The following is a 14,782-nucleotide window of genomic DNA, read 5'->3' as shown; positions in this document are numbered from 1 at the left end:
ATTATGTCTCTCTATTTATCCCATATCAGAGCTTAAGCTTAACGACCTGTCCAGTTTTGTGCTACCACTTCACCTCTTTCCGGTTAAAAAATCCACACGATAAGGAGCACCCACAGACCGAACATGATGGCCATCAGAAGCATCTTGGGCCACATGACCTTCCAGAACCCCTGTTCCTTGACCTGGCGTAGCTCCTGGATGAGCGCTTCGCGTCTTGCCATCTGCAAATCTACCATCCAAGCGTCCCCGGATATCTGGATTTCACCGTCCTTCTCAAACACGTAGATCGTCGCCCGAGATGTAGCAAGCCAGAATCCCAAATAGAAAAGCCCACCCACAATCGGAAACAGGATGACGATGATGATGAACAGCCACCAGTTAAACGGCCCTCGAGTGGTGAGCGATGCGGTTGTTTCCGTGGAGGTGCAGGGTCTCCACCCCATGTCCACGAGCTCCGATACCTTAGCACTGACCTGTTCTTTCATTTTTCCGCCTCCCCTTTTCTGTATGAATTAATATATTATAATATTATGATTTTCTATGACATAGCCTAGTCGGATCGCAGAATCGGCAATAAGTTGCAAAAAGTTGTTCCATGAGTAAGGACTGCAGAATAACCCGTATGTGCAAATCGGTTCTGTGCGTTAACGCACAGAACCATACATCATCCATGTGAACGCTTCCTGCAGAGTCATTTCGATTAACGTCGTCGCGAAGAGAATGCTGCCACAACCATCAACGAAGACACAAACTAGACACTCTAGGGTAGATCATCCCAGGATTGTCTAAATTTGTTCTTCCGTCAACCTTCTAAGCTACAAACTTGGGCAAGTAATGCTCAGATATGCTTTTGTTGATGATTTTGCAATGCCATTGGATATCCTCCAGTAAAGTAACGAAGAGGATGGTAATACGAAAAATCATGACTGCGTAGATGGGAAGGCTGGACGGTTACGCTCGAAATAACAGAAGGGTTACTAATCAAAAATATCGAGAACGCTACTGAGCAATTATGGGTTATTCAGAAAACAGGGGGCTCGATTGCTATGGATGATTCCGGAACCGGTTAGTCATCTCTGAGCTACTTGAACAGCTTTCCTTTTCTCCAAAATAAAAATTGATCAATCGTTTCTGCGTGGCGAGCAAGCCAACAAATCCAGTATGTTAATTAAAACCATTTTCTCTCTTGGAAAAAGCCTTGGCATGCAAACTCTGACTGAAGGTGTCGAATCGGAAGATCAATATACCCGACTGACCCTGGGAGGTTGCATGGCAGCACAAGATTACCTGATCAGCAGACCTAACCCTGCCAGGGAAATAGCTGCGTTTCTTGCCGAGAATGGAATGTAACTTAACCGTTCCGGAGCAACGCAATGAACAAAGAAATATACCGTTTGGTTTATCTGAGTAAGAATGAAACTGAGGGTGGACAGGCAAGGCTCAATGCTGAAATAAATTATTATATTTTTCAAGTCATTTCGAATAAATATTTGTGGCTATAGCCTTTGCTTTAATTATTCTGGAATACCATTCATTGAGAAATCACAAGCAGCGCATGGCGTCGTCAGGCTGGCACAAGCTGCGATGAGTTGAAGAATTCAGACGGCTGAGAATCCAGGGTTATGGTGGATCACTTCGGGCATACAACCGAGCACTTGAGTGAGGGCTGCAGCAGCTGGAATAGAGAGTGGATGTGATGGGAGCGTGGTTAGATTGCCATGTTCAGAAAAAAAGAGCTAGTGCGCTAGTGCTTGACTAACCCCCCCGATTTATTTGGTAGGCCGTGCGAGATTCGAACTCGCGACCAACGGATTAAAAGTCCGCTGCTCTACCAGCTGAGCTAACGACCCAAAGCTCGGCATTATACCAATGCAAGCGTGTTTTTGAAACACTTACTTCCAATATTGCGCAACAGAATAGTTTACCCACGCAACTTACTCACCCAAAATCTCATTAAAAACGACCTGTATTTGCCTTACCGTAACGATCTGCCAATGACACTCGGGTAAAAACCCTTACCGCAAGCTGATCACGATTTTGGACAGGATCAATTGGTTCCATCCATGAATGTAATCTGCCAATCCGAGCACGCTCGCGCCACGCCATCATCAGTCTGACGAACAGTATCAGTGTGGATAACAGATGCCAGCCTACGACCAGCACCAACCCGATGTCTGGTCTGTCCGCCAGCCAACTGAAAGTTAGCAGCAGCAGATTAGGATTACGTCTGGCGGTAATCAAACGGTTGAACGAGTCCACTTTACACCAGATAAACAGATCAAATGGCGCCAGCCAGAGCTGAAAGGCACCTTCACAAAGCCGCCCCCCAATATAACCAAGAAACATCAACCCGATAAGCCATTCCAGTTCCGCCAATGGGGTGGCTGTGGCCATTACACCCAGCCCCCATGCCCAATACCAAAGCGGCGGATGAACGATATCCAACCCGTGATCAAGGATGTCGCCGATCTTACTGGAAGTCAGTGTGACACGCGCCAGTTTGCCGTCTACCGTATCCAGAAAGGTCATCAACCACCCTAGCAGCAACCCCCGGCCAAACTCACCTTCCCAGAACGCCCATCCGGCCAGTATCACAAACAGCAGACTCAGTAGAGTGACATGGTTCGGCTTCAGGCCAAGGCGCACGCATAAATGAGTCACCCAGAATGCCGGCAGTGGCCATGCCCATTTGGTAACGAGATCCGTGACGCCTTTATAAGACGCCGAGAATAATTCCTGCTCCAGTACGCCGCGATTTTCCTCACTTATCGGCAAAATGTAAGGGGAGTCTTTCTTTTTCAGATTCTGCTGCATTCCGACTTGAATATCTGCCAGTTTTTTAGGGGATAGCGCGGCAGGAACTGGTGTCTTCCTCTGCAATACCGTTCGCATCATACTTGCTTCGCTCACCGGGCTGAGAATGGCAACCGGTTGGTCGTCATCCGCAACCAGCATCATGAATGGATCAAAAGACAGCAAGGCTTTTAGTACCCTGCCATCATACAAATAATCCGCACGCATCAGCAAAACACGAGCATTTTCAGGTAGATCTGAGCAGTTCTCGACTAGCTTAAATGCTGATTTCGTTTCTGTCAGCATACGCTGTAAACGCTGCCGGCCGCTGATCCCCCAGAGTTTGGCGGCGCTATCGCCGATAAGGTGGATAAAAATGGCTTCCGTCATTCTGAATTTGTCCAGTCAAGTTGTTAGAAACAGATTCGCCATCAGGCAACGCGCCGCAGCAACCAATACCCTGCCACAGCAATCAACAACAGCCCTGGGGATAACGAAGTGAAGATCGGGTTGAGATGGAACGCTAATCCGGCGTTGGCAATAATTTGATCCAGCAGATAAACACCTATTCCCATCAGGGAAGCGAGCACCAGTTTTCCGCTCAACCCTTCCCGTACTGAGCCAAACACAAAAGGAATCGCGACCAGCACCATCGCGGTAGTCATGACAACCGCGCCTGCTTTCCGCCACAAGGCCAGCAAATAGGCGTCGGCCTGCTGTCCGGTATCCTGCAGGAATTCAGTATGCCGCATCAATTCAAGTGGAGTAAGACTCTCAGGGGGTTTCGTCAAAGTTGCGACATCTTCCGGTCCCAGAAATGAACGCCAGCTGGCAATACTCGTATGGGTTGCCGCAATTTTCTCTGGCGTAAAGGTTCGCACGGTAACTTCATGCAATTTCCACAGACCATCATCGATAATATCGGCATACTGTGCCTGCACATGGGCAGTCATTGTGCCTTGCCGACTGAAGTGAATAATCTCGATATCCCGACCGAGATTCTGGTTCAGCATTTCCCCTATACGTAGAATATTCTGCGCATCTCGTGTCCAGATGCCGAGACCACGACCCAGCTCCACACTCTGCTCCAGCGCAACCGCACGGAGCACGGTGGCCTTTTGCTGCAGCTGTGGGGCAACCAGGTACTCGAGTCCGACAATCAAACTGGTCAGCAACAACCCCACCCCTACTGCCGGCAAGCTGATGGCCAGGGGAGACAATCCTGCCACTCGTAACGCTACCAGCTCCAGATTAACCGCCAGCACTCCGAGTGCACCCACTGTACCCAACAAGGCGATGAATGGTGCCAGCTGGATAAATCGGCGTGGTACCAGCATCAGCATATACAAAAAAGCATCTTTGATGCCGTATGTTCCCTTGCCAACGTCGTCGAGTTGATCAATCAGGTCAAAAAAACTGAACAGTGGCAACAGAATGACGGCAGCAATTATCATGCCAACAAAGACTTCCCAGGAAATATAACGTGCAATGACCTTCAACTTTGCCTCGCAGACAGCATCGCCCTGATATCCCACAAACGTAATATCACTGCCAGGAAGAAAACGCCATATAGCCACCAGATACCAGGCACAGCGGCAACAACACCCTGTTCTACCCAAGTTTTTGCCAGCCCGCTCAGATTATAGTAGAGCGCAAACACCAGTGCTGCGGCGATGAAGGTTTTATCATTTTTTCCCTTGCGGGGCGCTGTCTTGGTAAACGAGATTGCCATCAGCGCGAGTAGGATGGTAGCCACTGGACGTGAAAGCCGCCATTGCAGCTCGGCGATTTCACGTGGCTGCTCACTACTCCATAACGCACGAGTCGATGCCGCTTTTCGCCGAGACTCCATAGCCTGTTCATCTTCATTGAAATAAGTCAGTTTTTCAAAGCGGATCATCGTGTCTTTGACCGCAGGTTGTGTCAGACGATACGCCTTGCCATCGAACAGTTCGATACGAGCCGGTTGTTCGAGGGTTAGCTCTCGCTGATAACCTTCGGTTGCGGTAATGATTTCACTTTTCCCGGTCGTTCTAACGTAATGAAAAACACCCTCGAGGCGTTTCCCATCCTCATTCTTGCCGCGAACAAATACGACCCGGCCACTTTTTTCACTGCCATAAAATCGCCCCGGCTGAAATCGATCAGCATTCAATTCTGCTTGCGCCTGAGCATCCATGATATAGCTTTCGGCATAAGCCCAGGGGCGGGCATAAACAGACAGTAAACCGCTGAGTATCGCCACGGGCAAGGCTACCCAGAAAACGGTAAAAGTAATGTGAGTATCACTATAACCAACCGAGCGCAATACATTCAGCTCCTGATCACGATTCAGCCGGCTCAAGCCATAAATCACCGCCACATAGAAAGCAATAGGAATCAGCACTTCAGCCGCGATGATCGTTTTCAATCCAACCAGCTTGAACATTGCCCCGGCGCCAAGGGTTTCAGAAACCGCGCTAGTGAGGAAACGTGCCACGTTAAAACTGGTAAAAAGCCCAATCAGGATGAGGGTAACTACAAAAAAAGGAAGCAGTAGCTCACGCGCAATATATTTCTCGATGATTCTCATGATAATGAGATTGCTATGATTGCGAAGTCACTGATACGCGAGCAGCCAGAATGGATTCCACCAGCTGCAAATCCGTTGGTCTATCAACATCGATCCCTGCTTCGGCAAAAGGCAACATGACGGGTGCTACCCTGACGCCGGATTTTTGCGAAATAATGTGCATCGCCTGATCAAGTGACAGATTCCCCAACACATAAGCCCATACTGCCCGCCAGCCCAGCACCTGACTGACCAGACGCCACGGTCGCTTGCGCAGGGCTTCCGCCTGTTGCCAGAACGTGACCAGATCACGTCCACGAGGATTGAAAGTAAACAGGTTACATCCACATAGATTCGCATCCGCGAGCCGTATGACGGTTCGCCTATTCTGTGGAAACTGACGCTGGATCACTTCGTGCCGGACCATTCCCACCGTGGCATCATTATCCAGCGCTATAGATTTTTGCAGAAAATACGTCACCATCTCAGTCGAGAGCAGTGCATGATCAGCCGTTGTCAAGAAGACGCGCCGGTCCTCCGCTACCTGTGCCATTCCGGCTGCTGCGCTTTGGCTCGGTGAATTTTGGTTCTCTATCCAGCCGACTTGCCCTGATTCAATTCGCTGTTCAAGCTCAGGACATTGCGCAAGTAATGCTTGGGGCGGACCACACAACAATACCGTTGACACCTGTTCGCAACCCATCAGCGCATCCAGCACGCGCAGCACCATGGGCCACCCACCAACTGGGGCAAACGCTTTGCAGACAGTACCAGCCGTGTACGCAACCGGATCACCCCCAGCGCGATCTGCCGCCAATACTAGCGCGGTATAACTGTTTTCATTCACACGGATTCAGCGTACCGCTGTCCATCAGACAAAGTTTTTTCATAAATTCGATAGCGCTTGTATATCTTGCCGCCAATTTTATCGAGTATAGCGCGCATGGAAACGTTATCCTCCAGTATCCATGACAGTTCGACTGCCTGGATTCCTCGGGCAGTCCCATATTTGCGAGGCGCATCGATTACGCTGAAGGCCAGCGTCATACCCAGGGAGGTATCGTGGAACCGTTTGCGCACTCCCATCAATGGCACCCTCGCCGTGGTCATCGCACAGGATTTTACCTGTCTGATGAGCTGCAGCCAGCCAAATGGCAATAATTTGTCGCTCAATTGATGCAGAATTTCATTGAGGTTAGGAAGCGCCACCATAAAGGCCGCAGGCACACCATCTACCTCTGCAATCTGCACAAAATCGTCCGGAATGAGCCATTTCATGACGCTCCCCAGTTCCGCAAATTCTGCTTCCGTAAATGGCACAAACCCCCAGTTTTCCGACCAGGCATCATTAAAAATATCCCGCAAGATATTGATTTCCGATCTGAAATTCTGACGCCGCAGTGCTCTGACGTGAATCCGGTCACGATATTTATGTGTCATCGCCTGCATGACGGCCGGTGTTTCAAAATCGGTATTAATCCAGTAAGCCAGCAGATCCTTACAGGGCTGATAACCAGCTTGCCGGAGCAAGCGACCATACCAACGAGGGGAGTGCGGCATCATGATCGCTGGTGGTGTGTCAAAACCTTCCACCAGAATACCGCACTCCTGATTGATTGAAAAATTGAAGGGGCCACTGATATGCCGTACGCCGCGAGCAGATAGCCAGTTTTCAGCAGTCTGCATCAGCGCCATACATACTGCAGGATCATCAACACACTCCAACAAACCAAAATGGCCGCGATCCTGACCATAACGTTGCTGATGCAGTAAATCTATCTGCGCGCTGATCCTGCCAACGGGCTGGGCATCCTGCCAGGCTACCCAGCCTTGCCACTGTGCATGCTTGAAATAAGGATTCAAGCGGGAGAAATGTAGCCGCCGCTCCAGCCGCAATGGCGGTACCCACATGGGATCGTGCTTGTATATCCGCCACGGAACCCCGATAAAGGTTCCCATATCACCATACGAAACTAGCGGACGTATGGCGAGAGATTTTCCAGGGAGCAATTTTATTGCTTGAATTGTTCGGTATAACTCAACAATGTAGCTACCATCTTCTGGAACTGCTGTTGCTGCAAAAGCTGCTGCTCTCTCGCCACTTCCGGGGAGATTTCCGAATCTGATCCAACGCTTGGTGAAGTCGTGCGGGAAAAATCGTTGAACTCATTCCAGGCAATATTGTATTCACGCAATTGGTCCTGTGGAATGAAATTACGCAGCGTAGTAAAAGCATCCAATAATATTGGTAGACGTGGTTGCATAAATACCGAAAGTTCATCAGGCCAACGCGAAGCGATTGGATAAAGCCCTGCCAGCTCTTCCTGAAAAGCCGAGTCGAAGTATTCCACCGCATCTATCCGGCGACGGCGATTAATATAATCTACAATCAACCCGATCATCACAACGAAACCCAACAGCACGAATGGCCAAAAAGGCACCACCTCAAAATAAAGCCATATCTGCTCAAAAAAATTATCCAAAATTCCCCATCCTTTCTGCCAAACAGCAAAATAAGCAGTACATAATAATAAAATTGACGGCAATGCCATCACGAAACCGGTTTGATATTGCCACAGCTTGGTGGCAGTAGCAATGCAACGGTTAATCAACAGACAATTTTTCGGAAAAAAAGTGCTCTATGAATAAAACTATATCCACCATTCTGATTACCGGCGCCAACCGCGGCCTTGGCTTGGAATTTGCTACACAATTCGCAGCAGACAACTGGCGCATTATTGCATGCTGCCGACAACCTGATCACGCAGAATCACTTCACACACTCAAAAATACATATGAAGATCAACTACTCGTTCACAAACTCGACTTGTCTGATTTCGCAGCAATTGATCGGTTAGCTGACACACTTCACGGAGAAACCATAGATCTAATCATCAACAATGCCGGAGTATATCCGCCTGCACTACAGGGCGAATTTGGTCGCATAAATTATGATGCCTGGCTGGAGACCTTCCGTATCAACACGTTGGCACCGCTGAAAATGGCGGAAGCATTCGTAACTCATTTGGAACGAAGCCGGCTAAAAATGTTTGCGATCATCACCAGCAAAATGGGCAGCATTGCCGATAACGGACGGGGTGGCAGCTATCCTTATCGCACTAGTAAAGTGGCAGTCAATATGGTTGCTAAAAGCCTGGCGATTGATCTCGCTCCACGGCATATTACGACCATTCTGCTGCATCCTGGCTGGGTGCGAACACGCATGGGCGGCCCTGGTGCCTTGATCTCTGCGCAACAGAGCGTAGCTGGCATGCGAGCAGTGCTAAATCGGGTAACACCTTACGATTCAGGTAAATTTTTTGCCTATGATGGACAGTTGATTCCCTGGTAAAAAATACGAGCCTCACTCCGAACTGCCATGTCTCGCAAGCGCCCATTGCACGTGCTCGCGTACCAGTGGCGAAGGATCATTGCTGCGCGCCTGTAGTGCAGCGATAATTTCTGGTGAGGTTGGTGCATTTCCCAATCCAATAGCAAGATTGCGCAACCATCGCTCATGGCCGATGCGTCGGATGGGGCTGCCAGCAAGCTTTTCCTCAAACTCTAATTGCGACCAGGCGAACAAATCGACCAGCGCGACATCATCCAGGCCATGACGCACAGCAAAATCTTCCTCTTCAGTTAATTTGGAAAATTTATTCCAAGGACAAATTAACTGGCAATCGTCGCATCCATAGACGCGATTGCCAATCAATGGACGCATGTCCTCTGGAATGCTACCTTTCAGTTCGATAGTTAGGTAGGAAATGCAACGCCTGGCATCCAGACGATACGGTGCGACGATCGCCTGCGTCGGACAGACATCAATACAACGCGTACAGCTGCCACAATAATTCTGAGCTGGTTGGTCCACCAGCAATGGCAGATCGGTATAAATTTCACCGAGAAAGAAGAAAGAACCCGCCTCACGCGTCAATAACAAAGTATGTTTTCCCCGCCAGCCCAGGCCGCTACGGCTGGCCCACTCGACTTCCATCACCGGCGCACTGTCGCTGAATACACGATAGCCGAACTCACCCACCTGCGTACGAATCCTGCCTGCCAGCTTCTGCAACCTGGCACGTACAACCTTGTGATAATCACGGCCAAGCGCGTAACGGGATATAAATGCCCGCTGGCCATTTCTGATTGCATGCCAGCTATTCTCCATCTCGACGGGTTTATTGTTCATGCGCACAGAAATCACACGCAGCGTACCGGGCACCAGCTCGGCGGGGCGAGTGCGCTTGATACCGTGTTTTGCCATATAATCCATCTCACCGTGGCAACCGGCTTCCAGCCACGCATTCAATCCATTTTCAGTGGCGACAGTATCAGCACTTGCATCGCTGATGTGTAACGCCTGAAAACCCAATTCACTTGCCCAATCCCGGATTAGACGAGTAAGCTGGGACCAGTCTTCTATCTGTTTATCTGGAGCTGTTTTTTGCATAACAAGCATCATACCGAAACCCACATCATCCCGCCCAGTCGCATCACCTTGGCAGATGATGACGCGACGCTGTTACTTGGCGCACAACTCGCCCCTTTATTGCATGGTGGGCTGGCCGTATTTCTGCATGGCGAGCTGGGTGCGGGCAAAACCACGCTAGTACGTGGCATGCTGCGCCACCTGGGACATTCCGGAAAAGTCAGAAGTCCCACCTATAATTTGGTTGAAATCTATAAAATTTCTAGGTTATACTTCTATCATTTTGATTTCTATAGATTCAACGACCCAAGTGAATGGGAGGATGCGGGTTTTCGGGAATACTTCAATCCGGATTCGGTTTGTCTGATTGAATGGCCTGAAAAAGCTGCGGGGCTTTTAGATTCACCTGATCTTGATATAACAATTGATTACGCCAGCCGCGGAAGAATAGCGACAATCAGGGCAAATACGGAGGCAGGAATACTATGTTTACAACACCAGCAAAATCCGAGGGTTCTCTGAACAGGCGTAATCATGGTGCTTCAATCCACACCGGATTACTGTTTTTCTGTCTGATTACAATACTGGCCACGCTATTCACCGGGGAAGTTCTCGCCAATAACACGATCAAAGCTGCCCGGTATTACGATGGCCCGGAGCATACACGCGTTACGCTGGAATCTGTTCAGCCTATCAACTTCTCGATCAATTTACAGGATTCATCCCGAGAGATCTTTCTTGATCTGGAGAATGTCGGTTCACATCCCGTTCTGGAAGCATTATCTTCAAAAGTCCATGCGCGTGACCGCCTGGTCAAATCCTTGCAATTAGAGCGTACCAGCCAGACAATAACCAGGCTGATCATTGCCTTAAAAGCAAACGTAGTTCCCAGAACCTTCGCCCTCAAACCAACGGGCCAATTTGCACACCGGCTAGTGCTGGATCTGTTTCCGCCCGATCTAGCTGCAGAAAATAAAAGTACTACGCACGATCCTATCCTGGCATTGCTGCGAGAAAAAAAACCAGGCACTATCTCTACCAAGAAACTTGTCGCCGCACCCATGCTTACTGCAGCAATCAGTCGCAAGCCTGACAGAAGACAGCCATTCATCATCGCCATCGATGCTGGTCATGGTGGCAAGGATCCTGGTGCAGTTGGCAGTCATGGCGCCCAGGAAAAGCACATCACCCTGTCCATCGCTAAAAAACTCAAAGCCAAACTGGACAAAGAACCCAACATCCGCGCCGTCCTGGTTCGTGATGGTGACCACTTTCTGTCTCTGGCAGAGCGTCGCACCAAGGCAAGGAAAGCCAATGCCGATCTCTTCGTCTCCATTCATGCCGATGCCGCACCACGCAAACAGGCGCACGGCTCTTCGGTGTATGCACTATCCGAGAACGGTGCCACTTCGACAACTGCCAGCTGGCTCGCAAAAAAGGAAAATGACGCCGACTTGATTGGTGGAATCACGCTGGATAAGCGAAATCATTATTTAAAGCAAACTTTACTAGATCTTTCGATGAAAGCCACAATTGATGAAAGCATCCGCCTGGCCAGCAATGTTTTGACCGAAATCAGCACCGTCAATCACCTGCACAAGAAAAATGTCGAGCAGGCGGGTTTTGCCGTCCTGAAATCACCAGACATTCCCTCTATTCTGATCGAAACCGCTTTTATCAGTAATAAAGCCGAAGAAAAAAAACTGAGTAGTGAGCGATATCAGCATCAACTAGCCGATGCCATATTATCGGGACTCAAGCGCCATCTCGCGAATCACCCTTGGCAGACTCGCACGGAGCTCGCCGGCGCTCAATAAGCCACTGCTGCGTTAAGCAGTAGTACAATCACCTGCAGAGAATATCTGACTACCTTCTTTTTATCTGACCATCAATAGCGCAACTCCAATCGATACCCCATCGCTTTGATCGCTTCAAGCCTGAATCGTCGTTGGATCAGAATTTCATGGTGAGCCGAAAATCCTGTTGTGACTGTATCTAGCGCTTCTGGCGCAAGATAATCCTGCGGGTGCAAAATCTGGCTCGCGACCACTCGATCGTTTACATCGGTCAAGCTGAGCAGCAATGCCGGCAATTCCTGGGGAAAGGGGGCGTGATTGCGTATAGTCGCCGTCAGGCTAATTTCATCCGTTGTATCAGTAGAGCTGAATTTCAGTTCCGAGGATTCTAGACTCAACAGGGACAATTGTCGTGGAAGCGCAATATCGCATTGCACGACAACACAATAATTTTCGAGAAGAGTGCGCCACGCAGGTGAAACAATAGCAACCTCACTGCGGTAGCCATGCATGATTTGCCATAGCAGTAAAGCCAACAAAATACAATTTGCTATTCTAAAACTATGGGAAGAGGGTCGGTACGTTGCAGGGGAATCAAGAAAATTAAACCCCTCTCCGGCATTATCAACAGTCCCTGCAGCAACTGTAGTTGGCTGTTTATCTTTCTCAATTGCAATCAGGGGAGTAATGGATGTTATCTGGGCATCAGCAGCAATAGACAGGGTTGACAAAGCATTGAAAATGCATCTACATTGCCCACAGCGCACCTTCCCATCCTGAGTCCGCAATTGCGCTACTGTCAAGCGAAAAACACTGTGGCAATTTGTGCAGCGTGTAATAAAGGTCATCTGGTGCGATCGGACAATTTCTCGCCTGTCAGCAATACCCAACCCTGATCACATGCCGCAATCTGCATCCTGCAACACTCGCTATAAATTTGCATGACTTCTTCAGCCTGTGCTTCCAGGATGCCAGAGAGCCCGATGCGTCCTCCAGGTTGCAAGGTTTTCATCAGGATCGGTGCCAGCATGATTAATGGGTTAGTGAGGATATTGGCAATCACCAGCGTGATCACGGGCGAAGTACTCACCGTGCCGATACAATCAGACGAGGAAAAATGACTACCAAATGATAAACGGCACATGTCACAGTGATTGATGGCTGCATTTTCTCGACTGGCCGTGATGGCGTTAGGATCAATATCAACCCCTGCGACTTGATTTGCACCCAGCTTAAGGGCGGCAATCGCCAAAATGCCAGAACCGCAACCATAATCCAGCACACTATCAGATGGCCGCACGGTTTTCTCCAGCCATTCGAGACATAACCGGGTAGTAGGATGACTACCTGTACCAAATGCAAGTCCTGGGTCCAGTTTCAGATTAATGGCAGCAGGATCTGGTGGCGCGTGCCAGGAGGGCACGATCCATAACCGCGACGAAATTTGAATCGGAGAAAATTGTGACTGGGTTAATCTGACCCAGTCCTGCTCCTGAATACTTGTTATGCAATAAGCAGGTTGTGCCGGAAGATTAGCCGACCGCATGACGGCTTGCATAATTGCCGCCACATCGCAATCAGGCTGGAGCAGAACCGTCAGCTCCGCCTGCTCCCAGAATCTCAGCAAAGGCGCGCCAGGCTCACCAAATAAAGGCTGCTCCTCAGCTGTTCCCGCTTCTGCATCGTGCACATCGACTGACAGCGCACCCAGTTCCAGCAGGCAGTCGCTAACAACATCAACCTGCAGCGCATCTACCCGAAAAGTCAGTGATAGCCAGGACATTAGCAACTACAATGCCATCTCAGGATTACAAGCCATCAACTATTTTTTGTTATATCTTGAGAGTTTTTGCTCGAGATAATGGATTGAAACAGCATCACTCAGTACATTACTATCCGACAATAGGTCCAAGTGTAACGGAATATTCGTTTTGATTCCTTCGATCACCATCTCTGATAATGCAATACGCATCCGTGCAATCGCCGCTTCCCGATCATCCCCATAAGCAATGATCTTGGCAATCATGGAATCATAATAAGGCGGCACCCGATAATTGTGATAGATGTGTGAATCCACCCTGATTCCTGGTCCACCCGGCGCATGGTACTGCGTAATCCGCCCGGCCGATGGGGTCAGCTTGTATGGATCTTCCGCGTTGATCCGGCATTCTATGGCGTGACCTCTAAAAACGATATCCTTCTGCCGCAAGGTCAGTTTCTCGCCAGCTGCCACATGAATTTGTGCTTGCACCAGATCAACACCTGTGATGGCCTCAGTCACCGGATGCTCCACCTGCAAGCGTGTATTCATTTCGATGAAGTAGAATTCATTGTTTTCATACAAAAATTCAAAAGTCCCCACGCCACGATAATTGATGCGAGAACACGCTTCCACACACCGCTCCCCGATTTTGTCGCGCAACCGCGGTGGGATCCCACGTGCCGGTGCCTCTTCGAGTATTTTCTGATGCCGCCGCTGCATGGAGCAATCTCGCTCTCCGAGATGCACCACGTTACCATACTCATCCGCCAGCACCTGGAACTCGATATGTCTTGGATTTTCCAGGTATTTCTCCGCATAAACAGTAGCATTACCGAATGCAGCATTTGCTTCATTGCGAGTTGTGATAACCGCATTAGAAAGCGCGGCTTCAGTATGCACAACGCGCATCCCACGCCCCCCCCCACCGCCAGCAGCTTTGATAATTACCGGATAGCCAATTTCCTTGACAATACGTTTGACTTCTTCCACCGATTCCGGCAAGGCGCCCTCCGACCCCGGTACGCAAGGTACCCCGGCCTGGCGCATGGCATTCTTAGCGCTGACCTTGTCACCCATTAACCGAATAGTTTCCGGCCGTGGACCAATGAAAAAGAAACCGCTCTTTTCCACTCTTTCGGCGAAATCAGCGTTTTCAGATAAAAAACCATAACCCGGATGAATAGCCTCGGCATCTGTGACCTCGGCAGCACTGATAATGGCCGGAACATTCAGATAGCTTTGCGCAGAAGCTGCCGGGCCGATACAGACTGATTCATCAGCCAGTTTGACATATTTAGCTTCTGCATCCGCTTCTGAATAAACCGCAACTGTCTTGATACCCATCTCGCGACAGGCGCGCTGGATCCGCAATGCAATTTCGCCACGATTGGCAATCAATATCTTTTCAAACATATTTGCAATAATGAGAGGTGACCTCAGGTAAATGG

At 49.5% G+C, this 14,782-nt stretch carries 16 protein-coding genes, 1 tRNA gene and 1 pseudogene; 5 read left to right on the top strand and 13 right to left on the bottom strand.

Annotated features, from left to right (window positions below; translation table 11 throughout):
- Nucleotides 1-83: 83 nt before the first annotated feature.
- Entirely contained in the window at nt 84-443 is a 360-nt protein-coding gene (locus NSMM_RS08365; protein ID WP_143001899.1) for a hypothetical protein, read from the bottom strand.
- Nucleotides 444-1,110: 667 nt separating this feature from the next.
- Between NSMM_RS08365 and NSMM_RS08360 the strand changes: the two genes are divergently transcribed.
- Both NSMM_RS08360 and NSMM_RS16765 read left to right on the top strand, forming a co-directional pair.
- Nucleotides 1,111-1,350, top strand: a complete 240-nt coding sequence (locus NSMM_RS08360; RefSeq protein ID WP_090286499.1) for an EAL domain-containing protein — start codon at nt 1,111-1,113, stop codon at nt 1,348-1,350.
- A gap of 23 nt (nt 1,351-1,373) precedes the next feature.
- Nucleotides 1,374-1,502 carry a hypothetical protein gene (locus tag NSMM_RS16765; protein WP_281200904.1) on the top strand — a complete coding sequence of 43 codons (129 nt, stop codon included), beginning with the start codon at nt 1,374-1,376 and terminating at the stop codon, nt 1,500-1,502.
- Between the two features lie 272 nt (nt 1,503-1,774).
- Here NSMM_RS16765 and NSMM_RS08355 read toward each other — a convergent pair.
- The 7 genes from NSMM_RS08355 to NSMM_RS08325 all read right to left on the bottom strand — a co-directional run bounded on the left by NSMM_RS08355 (nt 1,775) and on the right by NSMM_RS08325 (nt 7,827).
- Nucleotides 1,775-1,850: transfer RNA gene (locus tag NSMM_RS08355), tRNA-Lys, on the bottom strand.
- Nucleotides 1,851-1,953: 103 nt separating this feature from the next.
- Nucleotides 1,954-3,183, bottom strand: coding sequence for a CDP-alcohol phosphatidyltransferase family protein (locus tag NSMM_RS08350; RefSeq protein ID WP_090286497.1), 1,230 nt, complete (start codon nt 3,181-3,183; stop codon nt 1,954-1,956).
- Nucleotides 3,184-3,224: 41 nt separating this feature from the next.
- Complete coding sequence (lptG, locus tag NSMM_RS08345; RefSeq protein WP_342671782.1) at nt 3,225-4,370, bottom strand: LPS export ABC transporter permease LptG; 1,146 nt, start codon at nt 4,368-4,370, stop codon at nt 3,225-3,227.
- On the bottom strand, nt 4,289-5,365 hold the full coding sequence (lptF, locus tag NSMM_RS08340; RefSeq protein ID WP_090286493.1) for an LPS export ABC transporter permease LptF: 1,077 nt from the start codon (nt 5,363-5,365) through the stop codon (nt 4,289-4,291). Before lptF ends, lptG begins: the two co-directional genes overlap by 82 nt.
- 13 nt (nt 5,366-5,378) lie before the next feature.
- Nucleotides 5,379-6,191 carry a nucleotidyltransferase family protein gene (locus NSMM_RS08335; RefSeq protein ID WP_245654741.1) on the bottom strand — a complete coding sequence of 271 codons (813 nt, stop codon included), beginning with the start codon at nt 6,189-6,191 and terminating at the stop codon, nt 5,379-5,381.
- Entirely contained in the window at nt 6,188-7,303 is a 1,116-nt protein-coding gene (locus NSMM_RS08330) for an N-acetyltransferase (RefSeq protein WP_090286545.1), read from the bottom strand. Before NSMM_RS08330 ends, NSMM_RS08335 begins: the two co-directional genes overlap by 4 nt.
- 53 nt (nt 7,304-7,356) lie before the next feature.
- On the bottom strand, nt 7,357-7,827 hold the full coding sequence (locus tag NSMM_RS08325) for a hypothetical protein (RefSeq protein WP_090286543.1): 471 nt from the start codon (nt 7,825-7,827) through the stop codon (nt 7,357-7,359).
- Nucleotides 7,828-7,985: 158 nt separating this feature from the next.
- On the opposite strand from NSMM_RS08325, the gene NSMM_RS08320 reads away from it, so the two are divergent.
- Nucleotides 7,986-8,696: an SDR family oxidoreductase gene (locus NSMM_RS08320; RefSeq protein ID WP_245654740.1), complete on the top strand. Its 711-nt coding sequence runs from the start codon at nt 7,986-7,988 to the stop codon at nt 8,694-8,696.
- A gap of 12 nt (nt 8,697-8,708) precedes the next feature.
- Here the strand turns inward: NSMM_RS08320 and queG are convergent, their stop codons facing one another.
- Nucleotides 8,709-9,797 carry a tRNA epoxyqueuosine(34) reductase QueG gene (gene queG / locus NSMM_RS08315; RefSeq protein ID WP_090286489.1) on the bottom strand — a complete coding sequence of 363 codons (1,089 nt, stop codon included), beginning with the start codon at nt 9,795-9,797 and terminating at the stop codon, nt 8,709-8,711.
- On the opposite strand from queG, the gene tsaE reads away from it, so the two are divergent.
- Nucleotides 9,792-10,298 (top strand): tRNA (adenosine(37)-N6)-threonylcarbamoyltransferase complex ATPase subunit type 1 TsaE, encoded by a 507-nt coding sequence (gene tsaE, locus NSMM_RS08310; protein WP_245654739.1) that lies wholly within the window; start codon nt 9,792-9,794, stop codon nt 10,296-10,298. The two genes, queG and tsaE, sit on opposite strands and share 6 nt — an antisense overlap.
- Nucleotides 10,262-11,593: an N-acetylmuramoyl-L-alanine amidase gene (locus NSMM_RS08305; RefSeq protein ID WP_090286487.1), complete on the top strand. Its 1,332-nt coding sequence runs from the start codon at nt 10,262-10,264 to the stop codon at nt 11,591-11,593. Before tsaE ends, NSMM_RS08305 begins: the two co-directional genes overlap by 37 nt.
- Nucleotides 11,594-11,664: 71 nt before the next feature.
- Here NSMM_RS08305 and NSMM_RS08300 read toward each other — a convergent pair whose 3' ends face one another.
- From NSMM_RS08300 to accC, 4 genes and pseudogenes are all read right to left on the bottom strand, one after another.
- Entirely contained in the window at nt 11,665-12,303 is a 639-nt protein-coding gene (locus NSMM_RS08300; RefSeq protein ID WP_245654738.1) for a DUF3426 domain-containing protein, read from the bottom strand.
- Between the two features lie 12 nt (nt 12,304-12,315).
- A pseudogene (locus NSMM_RS17055) lies at nt 12,316-12,420 on the bottom strand (zinc-ribbon domain-containing protein); the annotation flags it as partial.
- Nucleotides 12,417-13,355, bottom strand: a complete 939-nt coding sequence (gene prmA / locus NSMM_RS08295) for a 50S ribosomal protein L11 methyltransferase (RefSeq protein WP_090286483.1) — start codon at nt 13,353-13,355, stop codon at nt 12,417-12,419. The gene prmA and the pseudogene NSMM_RS17055, both read right to left, overlap by 4 nt.
- A gap of 39 nt (nt 13,356-13,394) precedes the next feature.
- Nucleotides 13,395-14,747, bottom strand: coding sequence for an acetyl-CoA carboxylase biotin carboxylase subunit (gene accC / locus NSMM_RS08290; RefSeq protein ID WP_090286481.1), 1,353 nt, complete (start codon nt 14,745-14,747; stop codon nt 13,395-13,397).
- Between the last annotated feature and the right edge of the window lie 35 nt (nt 14,748-14,782).

The sequence above is a fragment of the Nitrosomonas mobilis genome (assembly GCF_900103035.1).
Taxonomy (GTDB): Bacteria; Pseudomonadota; Gammaproteobacteria; order Burkholderiales; family Nitrosomonadaceae; genus Nitrosomonas; species Nitrosomonas mobilis.
The sequence above is the reverse complement of the archived record's forward strand: the minus strand, read 5'-3'. Positions and strand labels throughout refer to the sequence as shown.